Here is a 16,698-nt window from a genome sequence, read left to right as displayed (position 1 = left end):
CTTACAGATTTCGGTGCATTCATTGATCTTGGCGGAGCTGACGGACTTCTTCACATCTCTGAGATGTCCTCGGGGCAGAGTTGAGAATCCTAAGAAAGTATTCACAGTTGGAGAGAGAAGCTGACTGTTCTGATCAAAGATATCAATGGTGACAAGATTGCCCTTTCTCTGAAGTTCCCTGAAGAGAATCCATGGCTTACAGCAGATGAGAAATTTGCAGTAGGTAATGTAGTGACTGGCAAGGTTGCACGTATGACAGACTTTGGTGCATTCGTTGAGCTTGCACCTGGCGTTGACGCTCTTCTTCATGTATCACAGATTTCCCGTGAGCATGTTGCAAAGCCATCTGATGTATTATCCATCGGTCAGGAGATCACAGCAAAGGTTGTTGATTTTAATGGCGAGGACAAGAAGATCAGCCTTAGCATGAAAGCACTTGAGAGCGCTGCTCCTGCAGAGGAGGAAGAGCCAGTAGAAGAATAATTTATCTGCTGCAGGCAAGCTGCTTGGGACGAAGTAAACAGTATCGATCATTTGGCACTGATGCTTTGTTTATACAAGGAGATTAATACAAAGAAATTAATACAAAGAAATAATTAACCGCAGTTAAATCAGTTGAGTGTTCATCTGGTTTGACTGCGGTTTTTGTATGGTTTCTTGCATGATCAAAGAGACTTTGTCTGGGTTATTCTGTCTTAATGAATGGTTTTGATGATCCAGGGCAGAGTGTGCTCCAGATATTTTTTCTGCATGTGGGCCGGATCTGTCAGGAAAGCTCCGGTGCAGTCAAACCAGGTATAACAGTTGTTTTTGGTGGCTGGCTTTCGCAGGCTTTTGTCCATAAAGCGGGTCAGGCTTTTGGGCATTATGGTAAGATCTTCTCCTGGTATGTAATCATATTCCTTGTAATTCATATAATATTGTCTGGCTTTGCCCTGATAAGTATTTATCAGAATACGAACTTTTTTTTCCTTCTCCTGTTATATAAAAATCCTGGATTTTGTTGGAAAAGGATACAGGAAGAGAATAAGGAAGCTCCAGCGAAAGGATAAGATTGTCCGATGTACAGGTAAGATCCGTGCATGCGTATCTGCCATCAAGAAGACAGAGATAGGCCATCATTTCATAGACACGGCCAAGTCCCAGAAGATCTTCCTGGTTGTGTCCAAGCAAAGAGGAAAGAAGCGCCGGATCCTGACTTTTGATGTAATCCTTGTACAAATGGATACATTCTCCTCCGTTACAGTACTGTCTGGCTGAGATACCAAGGAAGCTTTCCATTTGCTCCTGCTTCATGCCAGGAAGCTTCAGAAGGGCTTTCACAGGCTTTAATTCCTCATACACATAGATCAACAGAAGAAAGCCCTGCAAAAGGATCTTCCATCTGATGGGGCTGCCAGCCGTGCTTTAAGATAAGGCTGGTCAAACTGATCTCCATTATACTGGATGGAGCAGGTAAAAGGCTTAAGGAAGGATGAAAAAGCAGTGAGAATTTCTTCTTCCTGCTGTGGGGATTCGCCCATCCACTGACACATCTGCCAGGTTTCACCGGTATAATAGACAGCTCCGATCAAATATAAAAAAGTGGAATTTCGTGATAGTCCGGTGGTTTCGATATCATAAAAAACAGGGTTGAAATCAGAGACTTGACCGGTTGGAATTGACAATTTTCTGACACACTCAAAGTCTGGAAACCCTTGTAAAATCGGCATTTTTTTAACAATCATCGATCTCGTTCCTTTTCATGTATTTTTATTTATTATATACAAATTTTTTTGAAAATGGTAGTGAATTTTTTCATAAAATGAGTTATAGTAATAAAAGATAAAGTTGTGAAAGGGGAGCGTATGTGGAGTTTAACAATTAGAGGCATAGACATGTATCATCTTGTCAGCTGGTTTTTTATATACAGCTTTTTTGGCTGGCTTTGGGAAACCTGCTATGTGTCTGCAAAGGAAGGGGAATGGGTGAACCGTGGTTTCATTAATGGCCCTTTCTGTACGATTTACGGATGTGGTGCCCTGGCTGTTTATCTGGTGCTGTATCCGTTTCAGGAGAATCTGCTGATCCTGTACTTTGGAGGCGTTATCGTGGCCACTGCCCTGGAGTATGTAACTGCTGTGCTGATGGAGAACATTTTTCATACTTCCTGGTGGGATTATAGCGATAAGAAGTTTAATTTCCAGGGACGGATCTGCCTGGGTGCTTCCGTTGGGTGGGGATTTTTTACAGTAGGGTTATTTAAGATCCTTCATCCGGCAGTAGAGAAGATCGTTGCTCTTTACCCTCAGAGGGTGGGAGAGATTGTGATTTATGTGATCGTAGTTGTATACGCAGTGGACTTTTGCTTTTCTGCAGCAGCAGCCTTCCATTTGCGGGATCGTATTCCGGCATGGGAGCAGGCTCTGGAGCAGATGCAGGGAGAGCTTTTGCTGAAAGGCAGACAGAAGATGGATGCCCTGGAAGAGTCTATGGGGGTTACAAGGCAGACCCTGAAAGAGAAAATATCCTTAAAGCCGGATTATCCGGCAGTACTTGTGGAGCTTGAGAAGAAAAGGGCTGCCATCATGGCTGACATCAACAAAGAGCTTCGGAAATACAAAGAAAGTATGGCCGGTAAATTTGGTCATAATATAAAGCGTTTCGTGAAGTCATATCCGAATCTGAACAGAGGTTACAAGCTGCACAGAAAAGAACGGCAGGAACACGAAGCTAAATAAAATAAACTGGAGGAGGCAATAAAGAGTATGGGATTTTTAACCTTTAAAGGCGGCGTGCATCCTTTTGACGGAAAAGACATGTCAAAAGAATGTCCTACAGAAAAGTATCTGCCTAAAGGAGAACTGGTATACCCGGTTTCCCAGCATATCGGTGCACCGGCCAAGCCGCTGGTAACTAAGGGAGATCATGTGCTGGCAGGCCAGGCCATTGCTGAAGCAGGCTGGTTTTGTATCTGCCCCTGTGCATGCATCAGTATCCGGTACTGTAAAGGGAATTGAGCCACGACTGACCTCGACTGGTTCTATGGTCAGTTCCATTATCATTGAGAATGACGGAGAATACAAAGAAGCAGAATTTGTGCCAGCCAGACTGGAAGACCTGTCCAGAGAAGAGATCCTGGACAGGATCCGTGAAGGCGGCGTTGTGGGAATGGGCGGCGCAGGCTTTCCTACCCAGGTCAAGCTGTCTCCAAAAGATCCGGATAAGATCGAATATATCCTGGTGAACGGGGCAGAATGTGAGCCTTACATTACCAGTGATTACCGCAGGATGATGGATGAGCCGCAGAAGGTGATAGACGGGCTGAGGATCGTGCTTACCCTTTTTCAGCATGCCAAGGGCTGCATCTGTACTGAGGATAATAAGCCGGACTGTATCCGGAAGATGAAGGAGCTGGTGCAGGATATTCCCAGGATAGAAGTAAAAGAGATGATGACCAAATATCCTCAGGGCAGTAGCGTACCCTGATGCTGCAGTGACCGGAAGAGATCAATTCTTCCATGCTCCCGGCAGATGTGGGATGTGTGGTTGATAACGTAGAGACCATGGTGGCCATCTCTAATGCTGTACTGCTGGGACGCCCGGTTATGAGCAGGATCATTACCATTACCGGTGACGGTATCAGCCATCCTGCACATTATGAAGTGCTTACCGGTACTAATGTGGAGGAACTGGTGCAGGCAGCCGGCGGTTTAAAAGACAATGTTAAAAAAGTGATCAGTGGTGGTCCTATGATGGGATTTGCCATGTTTGACCTGCATGTACCCTGTACAAAGACAAGCTCCGCACTTCTTTGTATGGCAGAGGATCCTGCTTCCGAATCAGAAGCTACTGCATGTATTAACTGCGGACGATGCGTAAAAGTCTGTCCCGGGCATGTAATGCCTTCAAGACTGGCAACACTGGCAGAACATGGAGATCTGGAAGGCTTCCAGAAGATGGATGGTATGCAGTGCCGTGAATGTGGCTGCTGCAGTTATATTTGTCCGGCAAAGCGTCCGCTGACCCAGAGCATTAAGTCCATGCGTAAGATTGTTCTTGCAAACCGTAGAAAGAAGTAGAGGGGGCATCGTTACTGGGAGAAATGTTACATGTGTCATCCAATCCTCATGTAAGAGACAGGATGACAACAGCAAAAATAATGCAGATGGTATTTGTGGCACTGCTTCCGGCAGCAGCAGTAGGTGTATGGAATTTTGGCCTCAGGGCTCTCCTTGTGCTGTGTGTGTCTGTTTTGTCAGCAGTCTGTTCAGAGTGGGTTTACGATCATTTTATGCATAAGCCTAACACAGTAAAGGACTGGAGTGCAGCTGTTACAGGACTTTTGCTTGGCATGAATATGCCGGTTTCCATTCCTTTATGGATACCGGTGCTTGGAAGTATTTTTGCAATTATTGTTGTAAAGCAGCTGTTTGGAGGATTGGGACAGAATTTTATGAATCCTGCCCTGGCTGCCAGATGTTTCCTGCTGATTTCTTTTTCTGCAAGGATGACAGACTTTTCTGTTTCAGACAGTTTTAAGGGAGTGGTAGATACTGTGACAGGTGCTACACCACTGGCAGCATTAAAGGATCATGGGTTTGTTTCAGGGTCTGTTCCTATCAGGAATCTTTTTGTGGGAAATATCCAGGGAACCATTGGCGAGACCTCTGCACTGGCGATCCTTCTGGGCGCAGTGATCCTTCTTACCTTCTAAAGTGATTGATCTGAAGATCCCACTTACATATCTGGGTACATTTTCTGTTTTTGTAGTCCTGTACCTGTGCTTTTCAGGAAAGGGCTTTGATATGAATTATCTGCTTAGTGAACTGTTTTCCGGCGGTCTGATGCTGGGGGCATGGTTCATGGCAACCGATTATGTAACATCACCGATCACGCAAAAGGGGCAGTATGTATACGGTATCTGTCTGGGTATCGTTGTCCCGGTGTGTTCCGTCTGTTTGGCGCTTCTGCAGAGGGTGTTTCCTATGCGATCATTTTCTGCAATCTTCTTGTGCCGCAGATTGAACGTTTTACCTGTCCTACCGCCTTTGGAAAAGGAGGAAAAAACATGAGTAACAGAATCGTAAAAGATGCCATTGCCCTGACTGTGATCACACTGATCTCAGGCCTTCTTCTGGGACTGGTACATGATATTACTGCGGATCCTATCGCAAAGCAGGAAGCCAAAGAAAAGTCAGAGGCCTATAAAGCTGTTTTTGCAGATGCAGCTTCTTTTGAAACTCTTACTGATACAGAGGATCCGGATCTGGAAGCTTATCTGGATGATCAGGGATATCCAGGTGAAAGCATCAACGAAGTAATGCTTGCAAAGGATGATTCAGGCAATGCCTTTGGTTATGCGTTTACCATTACCACATCTGAAGGATATGGCGGGGATATTAAATTTGCTATGGGAGTAAAGGAAGATGGTACTATGACAGGTATTTCGTTCCTTTCCATCAGCGAGACTGCCGGCATGGGTATGCGTGCAGATACGGACGACTTTAAAGACCAGTTCAAGGACAGAAAGACAGAGAAGATCACATATACCAAGACCGGAGCATCGGGGCTGATCAGATCGATGCATTAAGCGGCGCTACGATTACTACAAATGCCATGACAAACGGTGTAAATGCCGGACTGTGTGCTTATCGTTATGAGATGCAGCTGGCAGGAGAGGGGGACAATCAGTGATGAAACAGAATTCGCCTTCAGAACGGCTTTATAACGGAATCATAAAAGAAAACCCTACATTTGTGCTGCTGCTGGGCATGTGTCCAACACTGGCAATCACCACCTCCGCTGTGAATGGTATTGGTATGGGGCTTACCACAGTGATTCTGGCAGCCTCCAATCTGATGATCTCCCTTCTGCGTAATTTTATTCCAGACAGAGTCAGGATGCCTGCATATATTGTTGTAGTTGCTTCTTTTGTTACGATTGTACAGATGCTTCTCCAGGGATTTATACCATCCCTTTATTCTTCCCTTGGTATTTACATTCCGCTGATCGTGGTAAACTGTATCATCCTTGGAAGGGCAGAGGCTTATGCATTAAGAAAACCCGCCGGTTGCATCCCTGTTTGACGGTATTGGTATGGGACTTGGTTTTACAGTAAGTATTACCTGCATCGGCGCAGTGAGGGAGCTGATCGGTGCAGGCGCTCTTTTTCGGACATCAGATCATCCCGCTGGCAGATGCGGCAGGCAAAGGCGGCTATCAGCCGATTACCATCTTTGTTCTTGCACCAGGGGCATTTTTTGTACTTGCAGCCCTTTCGGCAATCCAGAATAAATTTAAGATCGGTGCTGCAAAGCGGGGAATCGATTCCAAGTAATTCCGGTTCCGGATGCGGTGGCGGATGTGCTGCCTGCGGCAATACTATGTGCAGTGGGAAGGGAGGCAAAGAATCATGAAAGAAATGCTTTTGATCATTGTAAGTGCAGCTCTTGTTAATAATGTGGTACTTAGCCAGTTTCTTGGACTTTGTGCATTCCTTGGTGTGTCCAAGACTACCAACACAGCTGCAGGAATGGGCGGCGCTGTTATTTTCGTTATCACCTTGTCTTCCTTTGTTACAAGTCTGATCTACAAGTTCATTCTTGTACCCCTGGACCTGACCTATCTGCAGACCATCGTGTTTATCCTGATCATTGCGGCGCTGGTACAGTTTGTGGAGATGTTTCTGAAAAAAAACATGCCGGCCCTTTATAAGGCACTGGGTGTGTATCTTCCTCTGATCACGACCAACTGTGCAGTTCTTGGTGTGGCTCTGATCAATGTACAGAAGGATTACGGGATCCTTCAGGGAACTGTAAACGGATTTGCCACTGCAGTGGGATTTACGATTTCCATTGTACTTATGGCTGGCATCCGTGAGAAAATTGCATACAACAACATTCCAAAGTCATTCCAGGGCTTTCCTATCGTGCTGATCACAGCCGGTCTTATGGCCATTGCATTCTTTGGATTTTCCGGACTGATTTAAGGAGGGTGTAAGATGAATATTGGGGCGATTGTAACAGCAACTGTACTCGTTGCCCTTGTTGGCCTTTTTATTGGTATTTTCCTTGGGGCTGCAGGGAAGAAGTTTGCTGTGGAAGTAGATGAAAAAGAAGTTGCGATCCGGGAGGCCCTTCCTGGGAATAACTGTGGTGGATGCGGATATCCAGGCTGTGACGGTCTTGCAGCTGCCATTGCAAAGGGAGAGGCGCCAGTGAACCGCTGTCCGGTAGGCGGCGAACCGGTAGGCAAGATCATTGCCGGTATTATGGGACAGGAAGCAGGAGAAAGCATCCGCCAGACTGCATATGTAAAGTGCAAAGGTACCTGTGATAAAACAAAGGATTATTATCAGTATACAGGCGTGGAAGACTGCGAGATGATGGCTTTTGTGCCAAATGGCGGTGCTAAGATGTGTACTTATGGCTGTCTTGGTTTTGGAAGCTGCGTAAAGGTCTGTCCTTTTGATGCTATCCATGTGATCGATGGTGTGGCTGTGGTGGACCGGGAAGCCTGTAAAGCCTGTGGGAAGTGTGTGGCAAAGTGTCCAAGACATCTGATCCAGCTGATTCCATACGAACAGCAGATCTTTGTGGGATGCAGTTCCCATGCAAAGGGCAAAGCAGTAACATCTGCTTGTGATGTAGGCTGTATTGGCTGTAAGAAATGCGAGAAGACCTGTCCGAATGGAGCCATCACTGTAACAGATTTCTGCGCACAGATCGATCCTGACAAATGTACGGGATGCGGTCAATGTAAAGAAGTCTGTCCGAGAGGGATCATCCGGTAATCCTAACAAAATAGCTGTAACATGAAAGACCGTCCTGCTAAGCTGCGGGGCGGCTTTTTATCTGCAGTCGAGAAGACTCCCACCTCTTTTATCGAATGGATGTTTGCACTTTTTCCTGACCTGTGGTATGATAAAACAAATTTACGGATTTAAGGAGCACTTCATGATTTCATTTATTAAGGGAAAAGCAGCAGATATGACAGAAACATCTGTGATCCTTGAGAATCATGGCATTGGCTATGAGATCTTTATGACAGGGAATGACCTTTCCAGGATCCCATATGGGAGAAGAATATAAGATACATACTTATTTCCAGGTGAGGGAAGATGCTATGGTTCTTTTTGGATTTCTTCAGAAAGATGATCTTTCCATGTTCAGGCTTTTGCTTGGGGTGAATGGCATTGGCCCCAAGGGGGCTTTGGGAGTTCTGTCCGGCCTGTCTGCAGATGAATTAAGATTCGCCATTCTGGCAGTATGCCGCCAAGACTGTTTGCCCAAGGCACCCGGCATCGGGAAAAAGACTTGCCCGAGAAGCTGATCCCTTTGGAACTTCGTGATAAATTAAGCCTTGAAGAAGCCTTTGAACAGAAGCTGTCCCATGAGACCGCAGGGATGGCGGTATCCCCAGATGGCATGACGGATGCCAAAAGAGAAGCGGTAGAGGCATTGACAGCCCTGGGCTACAGCAGTACAGAGGCTTATGCAGCAGTACGATCTGTTGCAGGGGTGGATATGGAGAATGTGGAAGAGATTCTGAAAGCAGCTCTTAAGAATTTCTGACGTCAGATAAGGGGAATATAAGAAATGGAGAACAGGATCATTACCACAGATGTAACAGAAGAAGACTATACGCTGGAGGGCAGTCTTCGTCCAAGGACGCTGGATGAGTATATTGGACAGGAAAAAACAAAAAATACCCTGCGGATATACATAGAAGCAGCCAAGCAAAGACATGATGCCCTGGATCACGTATTGTTTTATGGTCCTCCGGGACTTGGAAAGACTACACTTTCCGGTATTATTGCCAATGAAATGGGCACCCACCTGAAGGTAACATCAGGGCCGGCGATTGAGAAACCAGGTGAGATGGCAGCTATCCTGAATAATCTTCAGGAAGGGGATGTGTTGTTTGTAGATGAGATCCACAGGCTGAACCGGCAGGTGGAGGAGGTCCTTTATCCTGCCATGGAGGACTTTGCCATTGATATTATGATCGGCAAGGGGGCGTCAGCCAGATCCATCCGCCTGGATCTCCCCAGGTTTACTCTGGTAGGAGCCACCACAAGGGCAGGCCTTTTATCGGCACCTTTGCGGGACCGTTTTGGGGTGGTACATCATCTGGAGTTTTACAGCCAGCAGGAGCTGACCACGATTGTGATCCGTTCTGCACAGGTACTGGGAGTAGAAATTGATCCAAAGGGAGCAGCTGAGATTGCCAAGCGCTCCAGAGGTACTCCCCGTCTTGCCAACCGCCTTCTGAAAAGGGTCAGGGATTTTGCCCAGGTAAAATATGATGGAAGGATCACACTGGAAGTGGCGAATTTTGCCCTGGACTTGTTAGAAGTGGATTCCTATGGGCTGGATAAGCTGGACAGGCGGATCCTTCAGACTATGATCCAGAATTTCCAGGGAGGCCCTGTGGGTCTGGAAACATTGGCAGCAGCCATTGGAGAAGATGCAGGTACACTGGAGGATGTATATGAGCCCTATCTTCTGCAGAATGGATTTCTTGGAAGGACCCCGAGAGGGCGTATTGCAACTGCCAGAGCTTATGAACATCTGGGGTATCCCATACCATCCGAAAAATAATGCTATACATTTTTACTTATTTCGATTATAATAGAACGGCAGAAGTGCCAAAAAGAGAAATTATTCCATTTATATTGGTTAAATGATTACAGATAGAAGAAAAGCAGGAGGCTTGTACGGATGGCGGTCAAGAATACGGCGCAGGTAATTATCGGCGGGAAAATCATTACATTGGGAGGTTACGAATCTTCTGAGTATTTTCAGCAGGTTGCGAATTATATGAACAGAAAGCTGTCAGAGCTTAGCGAGATGCCAGGTTATAGCAGACAGCCCATGGAGACGAAGCATACCCTTCTCAGCCTGAATATCACTGACGATTATTTTAAGGCAAGAAAGCAGGTAGAGACTTATGAACAGGATCTGCAGCAGAAGGATCAGGAGATGTATGATCTGAAGCATGAACTGGTCTCGCTGAAGATGCAGATGGAGGAAGCCAGAAAGACAGAGCAGGATGCGATTGACCAGAAGAACCGTCTGGAAGGCAAGGTAAAGGAACTGGAAAAAGAACTGGATGAAATGCTGAAATAAGAACGAGGGGGATTGCTTACAGGTAATCCTCTTTTTTATAGGAGGGAGCATATTGGGTCAGGACAGAAAGATAGAACTGCTGGCACCGGCAGGCTCGTATCAGGGCTTTGAAGCGGCTTTGGGCGCAGGAGCAGATGCAGTATATGTAGGAGGCACCAGGTTTGGAGCCAGAGCCTATGCCAGAAATTTTTCAGATGAAGAACTGCTTCAGGCAATTGATACAGCACATATTTATGGGAAAAAGCTGTATCTTACAGTGAATACCCTTTTAAAGAATAAAGAACTTTATGAGGAATTGATCCCATATCTTCGGCCTTTTTACCAGGCTGGGCTGGATGGAGTGATCATACAGGATTTTGGGGTTTTTGCAGCATTAAAAGAAGCTTTTCCTCTGCTTCATCTCCATGCCAGCACTCAGATGGCAGTAACAGGACCTAAGGGGATGAAATTTCTGGAACAGCAGGGAGCATCCAGAGTGGTGGCAGCCAGGGAGCTGACCCTTAAAGAACTGGAAAGCATGCATCAGGAAAGCAGCCTGGAGATCGAAGCCTTTGTACATGGGGCTTTGTGCTACAGCTATTCCGGCCAGTGCCTGATGAGCAGTATCCTTGGCGGCAGAAGCGGTAACAGAGGCAGATGTGCACAGCCCTGCCGACTGCCTTATGATACATCCCTGGACGGAAGAAAGAATTTTAAAGGGAAAGGCCAGATGTGCCCGTTAAGCCTGAAGGATATCTGTACCATTGAGATATTACCGGAGATCCTGGATGCCGGAGTAACTTCTCTTAAGATCGAAGGAAGGATGAAACAGCCGGAGTATACAGCAGGAGTGACGGCTGTATACAGGAAATATCTGGATCTTCTGGAAAAGAATGGAAAAGAATCCTATCATGTGGAAGAAAAAGACAGGAAATATCTGCTGGATCTGTTTAATAGGGGCGGATCTTGTACAGGCTATTATAAAATGCAGGGCGGACCTTCCATGATGGCCTTTTCCAATGAGAAGAAAACAGGGGAGGTTTCCCTGAATCTAAGAAAAAGAAAAGAAAAAATTTATGGGAATTTAATACTTTTTCCCGGAAGTCCTGTTATACTGGAAATAACCTGCCAGGGTAAGAAGGTAACAGTCTCAGGCGGAGAGGTTCAGTATGCGAGAAATAATCCTATGGCACAGGAGCGGATCCGGCAGCAGATGGAGAAGCTGGGAAATACACCGTTTGTCTGGGGAGATCTTCAGATCCAGATGGAGGACAGTATTTTTGTGCCTATGGGTGCGTTGAACCAGATTCGCAGGGATGCACTTACCAAGCTTCAGGAAGAATTGCTTAAGCCATACCGTCGCAGCCTTACAGGGAAGCTTCCCTCTGCTTTGGCAGACAGCCAGAAGAACATACTACACGCTCCGGGGATCAGTGTATCCTGTAAAGACAGGGATACTGCACAGGCGCTTTTGGAGACTGGCGGTTTTCAGGGCATGTACCTGCCTTTTGATCTGATGGAGTTTTTCCTTGATAAGGGAGTCAGAGCAGGGATTTCCATGTATCTTGCCCTGCCTTATATTACCAGAGGGCAGATGCCGGATATAGTGCAGGAGAAGATACCAGTCTGGCTTGCAAAGGGGATGAAAGGATTCCTGGTACGTAATCTGGAAACCTATGCCATGCTTTCCGAAATGGGATATGGAGAAAAGTGCAGGATCGATCATACTCTTTATACCTGGAACAATCAGGCTGTGGATTTCTGGAGAGCGCAGAAGGTACTTGGCAATACGGTGCCTTTGGAATTAAATCAGGGAGAATTGGGACACAGGGATAATCAAGGCAGTGAAATGCTGGTTTATGGCTATCTGCCGCTGATGTATTCTGCACAGTGTGTCCGCAGGAATGTATATAGCTGCAAGAAAACTGCCTGCACACAGCAGCAAATAAAGAAAGACAGGGCAGATGTATATCTGAAGGATCGATATGAGAATCTGTTTCCTGTTGTATGTGAATGCGATCCCTGGAAAACAGGAAATACAGAAAAAATTCTGCCCTGTTATAATATCATTTACAATACACTTCCTTTTGGACTTCTGAAAGAAAGCAGGCAGGTAAAGAATCTGGGTATAGATTCCGTGCGGCTTTCCTTTACCATGGAGTCTCCTGGTGAAGCTGTCCATATTCTGAAGGATTTTACAGCTGCTTACAGGGATGGACAGGATGTGCCGGACCGGAAGTTTACAAAAGGACATTTTAAAAGAGGAGCCCAGTAAAGGCCTATGATTAATATTATTGTTGAACTGTCAAAATATGTGATCCTGACTTTGATGATCGTATATACCTTTCATTGCTTTTATATGGTAAGAAGACAGGATCAGGAAGAGCGGCGGGAGATGCTTACCAGGCAGCTGATGCTTATTTTCTTTATTGATTTTACAGCATTTCTTGTGATCTATCTGAAGACCTTTGATTTCAGCGTGATCCTGTTTTATGTGGAGATGATGGTTTATTTTGCACTGATCCAGATCCTGTACCGGATCATCTACAAGAATGCGTCGCTGCTTCTTCTGAATAATATGTGTATGCTGTTAAGTATTGGATTTGTTATGCTTTGCCGGCTTGATATTAAGTCTGCCAATAAGCAGCTGCTGATCGTAGCGGCAGGCAGTGTGGTATCTCTTCTGATACCGGTTATGATCCGCAAGATGAAATTTCTTAAGAATCTGACCTGGGTATATGCAGGGATTGGTGTTGTGCTTCTGGCAGCTGTTTTTCTTCTGGCAAAGACCAGCTACGGAGCCAAGCTATCCCTGATGGGGATCCAGCCTTCAGAGGCTATTAAGCTTTCTTTTGTATTTTTCATGGCAGCTCTTTTATGGAGGGATGTGAACCTGAAAAAGGTGATTCAGGCCACTGTGATCGCAGGCCTCCATGTGGGGATCCTTGTACTGTCCAAGGATCTTGGAAGTGCAATGATCTTCTTTACTGCCTATCTGGTGATGATCTATGTAGCTACCAAAAGCCCGGCACTTCTGGGGATCGGAGTTGCAGGAGGAAGCGGGGCGGCAGTGGTTGCTTATTTCCTGTTCGGCCATGTGCGCCAGAGAGTGAGCGCATGGAAGGATCCTATGGCTGTTTACAAGAATGAAGGATATCAGATTGTTCAGTCTTTGTTTGCCATTGGGACAGGCGGCTGGTTTGGGATGGGGCTGTGCCAGGGTTCCCCTGAGAAGATCCCGGTAGTAAAGAATGACTTTATTTTCAGCGCCATATGTGAGGAACTGGGCGGCATATTTGCAATCTGCCTGATTCTTGTATGCATGAGCTTTTTCCTGATGATCCTGAATATTGCATTGCAGATCAAGAATCCTTTTTATAAGCTGATTGCACTTGGACTTGGTACGGAATATGCCTGTCAGGTATTCCTGACCATTGGCGGTGTTACCAAATTTATCCCTATGACCGGAGTTACCCTGCCTTTGGTGGCTTATGGAGGAAGTTCTGTAGTGAGCACCCTCCTTATGATCGCCATCATCCAGGGAATATATATTTACAGAGAAGACGAGGATGAAGAAATTGAGAGATTCCGAAAAGAAGCGGCAAAAAGAGCTAGAGAAAGAATACAGGCGCAAAGAGAAGGCGATTACTAAGAAAAAGAAGAAAAGAAACCGGGAATATGCCTTTGTTTCTTACTTCTTTGTGGCTGTTTTTGTCAGTATGATCGCATATCTGATCTATTTTAATTCTGTGAAAAGTGATGATTTTATCAATAGTCCGTACAATACCAGACAGGACACTTTTTCAGACCGTGTGGTAAGAGGAAAGATCCTGTCCTCAGACGGCCAGGTACTTGCACAGACCAATGTGGCTGAAGACGGCACAGAAGAACGGTATTATCCTTTTTCTAATATGTTTGCCCATGTGATCGGATATGATACCAATGGCAAGAGCGGGCTGGAGTCCGAGGCCAATTTCTCGCTTTTAAGTTCCCATGCCTTTTTCCTGGATCAGATGAAGAATCAGTTCCTGAATCAGAAGAATATGGGAGATACTGTAGTTTCCACATTGGATTCCAGATTACAACAGACTGCCTACAATGCCCTTGGTGACAGGAGAGGGGCAGTGGTCGTTATGGAGGCTTCTACCGGTAAGATCCTGGCAGAGGTCAGCAGACCGGATTTCGATCCTAACACACTGTCACAGAACTGGGATATACTTGTAAATGACGAGAATGACAGCAGTCTTCTGAACAGGGCTACCAATGGAGCCTATCCTCCAGGGTCAACCTTCAAGATCGTAACTGCTCTTGATTATTTCCGCTCAAAAGGCACCTTTGAAGGATATTCTTATCTGTGCCAGGGAAGTATTACAGTGGGGGATCATACTATTCAGTGCTATCATGGACATGTACATGGCCAGGAGGATTTTTATAGTGCATTTGCAAATTCCTGTAATTGCGCTTTTGCAGATATAGGGATCGGCCTGGGAGGCTCTTCCATCAGGAATACTGCCGAGGATCTTTTATTTAATAAGGCACTTCCCCTTAATTCCTACAGGAAGAGCAGCTTTACCCTGGATGGAAAGTCTGGCACTTCTACAGTGATGCAGACTGCCATTGGCCAGGGCGAAACACTGGTTTCCCCTATGCATATGGCACTGATCACAGCTGCAGTGGCTAATAATGGTGTGCTGATGAAGCCTTATCTGATCGACCGGATCGAGAATGATTCCGGTGATCTGGTGAAAAGAACACAGAGCAGTGCCTACAAAAGGCTGATGTCTTCCAATGAGGCCAATCTTCTTGGGAAGATGATGCGCCAGGTAGTGACTTCAGGTACAGCTTCTGCGTTGAGTGGAAAGTCCTATACTGTTGCCGGCAAAACAGGGTCTGCAGAGTTTAATGAGCAGGGTGACAGCCATTCCTGGTTTGTTGGCTATACGAATGTAGATGATCCGGAACTTGTGATCGCAGTGATCGTAGAGAATGGCGGGGCAGGAAGTGAAGCTGCAGTGCCTATTGCAGGACAGGTTTTCGATGCATATTATGCTTCCTGATAACTTATGGTTGCCAGTATTCTAAAAAAGAGGTATACTATACAGCAGTAAAACACACGCATTACAGGAGGGATTGCAATATGATAGAAGCAACGAGCTGTGGCGGTGTGGTAATTCATCGAGGTAAGATTCTGGCACTTTACAAATCCTACAAAAACCGTTATGAGGGATGGGTATTACCAAAGGGAACAGTGGAGCTGGGAGAAAGCCATGAGCAGACTGCTCTGCGGGAAGTAAAAGAAGAAGCAGATGTTAAGGCTTCCATTGTAAAATATATCGGGAAAAGCCAGTATAATTTTACAGTTCCGGAAGATATGGTAAGCAAAGAAGTACACTGGTATCTTATGACGGCTGATAATTATCATAGCAAGCCTCAAAGAGAAGAGTTCTTCGTGGATTCCGGCTATTACAAGTTTCATGAGATTTACCATTTGCTGCGTTTTTCCAATGAGAAGCAGATCGTAGAAAAGGCATACCAGGAGTATCTGGAGATGCGAAGTGCAGGTCTGTGGGCAAGAGGACACAAATATTTTTAAAGGAGGGACTGCTGCATCCGTGACCAGATCCGTGCAGCAGTCCCTGTTTAGATCATGGATAATATGGGTATGCTCAGATTACAGATAAAGGGGTAACAGGCTTATGCCAAATTGGATCACAGACTATTATATAGGAGCAGGGATCAAGCATCCCCAGAAGACCCGTAAGAAGATTGATGCAGGCCACCTTACAGTAGGTGTATACCTGATCACTTTGTCAGAGAATCCAGGCAATCTTCTGGAGATCATCCCTGCCTCTCTGCTGGTGCAGAAGTCATATGCCAGGATCTGCCCTACGATCGTAGGGATGGAGAAAGGCAAGGATGCGGCTATTGATATGGCAGCAGGGATCATAAAGGAGATTTATGAGACAACCGGCCATTTTCAGGTAAAAGATTATTTTAAGAACAGGTGAGTGTATGTTACATATATTATGGGCGATCATAAAGTTCATACTGATTCTGGCAGGTGTGTTGATCGGACTTGCCTTGGCAGTCATACTTCTTATACTGTTCTGCCCAGTACGTTATAGGATGTGGGGCAGCAAAGACCGGGGCGGCTGGGAACATGCCAGGTGTACAGCCAGGGTCAGCTGGCTTTTAGGGCTGGTATCCTTTCGGATCTGTTATCAGAATGGAAAAGAAAAACACAGTCTGAAGCTTGCCGGTATCTCGCTGTTTGGTAAAAAGAAAAAAAGAAAAAAGAAGCCCGAAACCGACCAGGCACAATCAGTAACCGTTCCAAAGCAGCCTGTTTCTAAGCAGGCAGATGAAAAGCCGGCCATGCTAATGCAGGCAGATGAAAAACTGGCAGTATCAATGCAGACAGACTCAGAACAGACAGACACAGCATCAGATAACAGAAAGGTCAAAGAATCATCTGCTCCAAAGCCTGAGAAATCTCAATCTTCACAAAGAGAAGGATTTTTCCGTAGGATCAGGGCAAAACTAAAAACAGTGCTTCAAAGGATCAGGGCATTTTTTAAAAAAGCTTAAAAATATCAGGCAAACATTT

At 45.7% G+C, this 16,698-nt stretch carries 14 protein-coding genes and 6 pseudogenes; 17 read left to right on the top strand and 3 right to left on the bottom strand.

From position 1 onward, the window contains the following. Positions 1 to 483 (top strand): annotated as a pseudogene (locus tag R1Y93_RS01255) (S1 RNA-binding domain-containing protein); the annotation flags it as partial. A 212-nt stretch (positions 484 to 695) separates the two neighbouring features. On the opposite strand, the gene R1Y93_RS01250 reads toward R1Y93_RS01255, so the two are convergent. From R1Y93_RS01250 to R1Y93_RS01240, 3 genes are read right to left on the bottom strand one after another with little or no spacing between them, the layout of a single operon-like run. Continuing rightward, a complete protein-coding gene (locus R1Y93_RS01250; RefSeq protein ID WP_500821329.1) occupies positions 696 to 914 on the bottom strand; it encodes a hypothetical protein in 219 nt (72 codons plus the stop codon). Continuing rightward, the gene (locus tag R1Y93_RS01245) at positions 895 to 1,344 is read right to left on the bottom strand and encodes a ribonuclease H-like domain-containing protein (RefSeq protein ID WP_500821330.1); all 450 of its coding nucleotides are present in this window, start codon (positions 1,342 to 1,344) and stop codon (positions 895 to 897) included. The genes R1Y93_RS01250 and R1Y93_RS01245 overlap by 20 nt, the downstream gene beginning before the upstream one ends. Before the next feature lie 5 nt (positions 1,345 to 1,349). After that, a complete protein-coding gene (locus R1Y93_RS01240) occupies positions 1,350 to 1,727 on the bottom strand; it encodes a ribonuclease H-like domain-containing protein (protein ID WP_500821328.1) in 378 nt (125 codons plus the stop codon). A 120-nt stretch (positions 1,728 to 1,847) separates the two neighbouring features. On the opposite strand from R1Y93_RS01240, the gene R1Y93_RS01235 reads away from it, so the two are divergent. The 16 genes and pseudogenes from R1Y93_RS01235 to R1Y93_RS01160 all read left to right on the top strand — a co-directional run bounded on the left by R1Y93_RS01235 (position 1,848) and on the right by R1Y93_RS01160 (position 16,679). Beyond that, the gene (locus R1Y93_RS01235; RefSeq protein ID WP_500821327.1) at positions 1,848 to 2,720 is read left to right on the top strand and encodes a putative ABC transporter permease; all 873 of its coding nucleotides are present in this window, start codon (positions 1,848 to 1,850) and stop codon (positions 2,718 to 2,720) included. A 27-nt stretch (positions 2,721 to 2,747) separates the two neighbouring features. Next, a pseudogene (rsxC, locus tag R1Y93_RS01230) lies at positions 2,748 to 4,061 on the top strand (electron transport complex subunit RsxC). Between the two features lie 14 nt (positions 4,062 to 4,075). Continuing rightward, positions 4,076 to 5,047: pseudogene (locus R1Y93_RS01225) on the top strand (RnfABCDGE type electron transport complex subunit D); the annotation flags it as partial. A 3-nt stretch (positions 5,048 to 5,050) separates the two neighbouring features. Continuing rightward, positions 5,051 to 5,676 (top strand): annotated as a pseudogene (locus tag R1Y93_RS01220) (RnfABCDGE type electron transport complex subunit G). After that, positions 5,676 to 6,398, top strand: a pseudogene (gene rsxE, locus R1Y93_RS01215) (electron transport complex subunit RsxE). The pseudogenes R1Y93_RS01220 and rsxE overlap by 1 nt, the downstream one beginning before the upstream one ends. Beyond that, entirely contained in the window at positions 6,395 to 6,970 is a 576-nt protein-coding gene (gene rsxA / locus R1Y93_RS01210; protein WP_500821326.1) for an electron transport complex subunit RsxA, read from the top strand. The pseudogene rsxE and the gene rsxA overlap by 4 nt, the downstream one beginning before the upstream one ends. A gap of 12 nt (positions 6,971 to 6,982) precedes the next feature. Further along, on the top strand, positions 6,983 to 7,774 hold the full coding sequence (locus R1Y93_RS01205; RefSeq protein ID WP_173726594.1) for an RnfABCDGE type electron transport complex subunit B: 792 nt from the start codon (positions 6,983 to 6,985) through the stop codon (positions 7,772 to 7,774). A 163-nt stretch (positions 7,775 to 7,937) separates the two neighbouring features. Continuing rightward, positions 7,938 to 8,555, top strand: a pseudogene (ruvA, locus tag R1Y93_RS01200) (Holliday junction branch migration protein RuvA). Between the two features lie 24 nt (positions 8,556 to 8,579). Beyond that, positions 8,580 to 9,584: a Holliday junction branch migration DNA helicase RuvB gene (gene ruvB, locus R1Y93_RS01195; protein WP_500821325.1), complete on the top strand. Its 1,005-nt coding sequence runs from the start codon at positions 8,580 to 8,582 to the stop codon at positions 9,582 to 9,584. A gap of 120 nt (positions 9,585 to 9,704) precedes the next feature. Beyond that, positions 9,705 to 10,112, top strand: a complete 408-nt coding sequence (locus R1Y93_RS01190) for a cell division protein ZapA (RefSeq protein ID WP_500821324.1) — start codon at positions 9,705 to 9,707, stop codon at positions 10,110 to 10,112. A 52-nt stretch (positions 10,113 to 10,164) separates the two neighbouring features. Beyond that, positions 10,165 to 12,366, top strand: coding sequence for a peptidase U32 family protein (locus tag R1Y93_RS01185; RefSeq protein ID WP_500821323.1), 2,202 nt, complete (start codon positions 10,165 to 10,167; stop codon positions 12,364 to 12,366). 6 nt (positions 12,367 to 12,372) lie between these two features. Beyond that, positions 12,373 to 13,743 (top strand): FtsW/RodA/SpoVE family cell cycle protein, encoded by a 1,371-nt coding sequence (locus R1Y93_RS01180; RefSeq protein ID WP_500821322.1) that lies wholly within the window; start codon positions 12,373 to 12,375, stop codon positions 13,741 to 13,743. After that, positions 13,661 to 15,148, top strand: coding sequence for a peptidoglycan D,D-transpeptidase FtsI family protein (locus R1Y93_RS01175; protein WP_500821321.1), 1,488 nt, complete (start codon positions 13,661 to 13,663; stop codon positions 15,146 to 15,148). The genes R1Y93_RS01180 and R1Y93_RS01175 overlap by 83 nt, the downstream gene beginning before the upstream one ends. Positions 15,149 to 15,228: 80 nt before the next feature. Continuing rightward, positions 15,229 to 15,684 (top strand): NUDIX hydrolase, encoded by a 456-nt coding sequence (locus tag R1Y93_RS01170; RefSeq protein ID WP_500821320.1) that lies wholly within the window; start codon positions 15,229 to 15,231, stop codon positions 15,682 to 15,684. Between the two features lie 103 nt (positions 15,685 to 15,787). After that, a complete protein-coding gene (locus tag R1Y93_RS01165) occupies positions 15,788 to 16,099 on the top strand; it encodes a hypothetical protein (RefSeq protein ID WP_500821319.1) in 312 nt (103 codons plus the stop codon). A gap of 4 nt (positions 16,100 to 16,103) precedes the next feature. Further along, a complete protein-coding gene (locus R1Y93_RS01160) occupies positions 16,104 to 16,679 on the top strand; it encodes a hypothetical protein (protein WP_500821318.1) in 576 nt (191 codons plus the stop codon). The last annotated feature ends 19 nt before the right edge of the window (positions 16,680 to 16,698 follow it).

The sequence above is a fragment of the Blautia sp. HA3515 genome (assembly GCF_059933065.1).
This window is presented reverse-complemented; position numbering and strand designations above follow the sequence as displayed.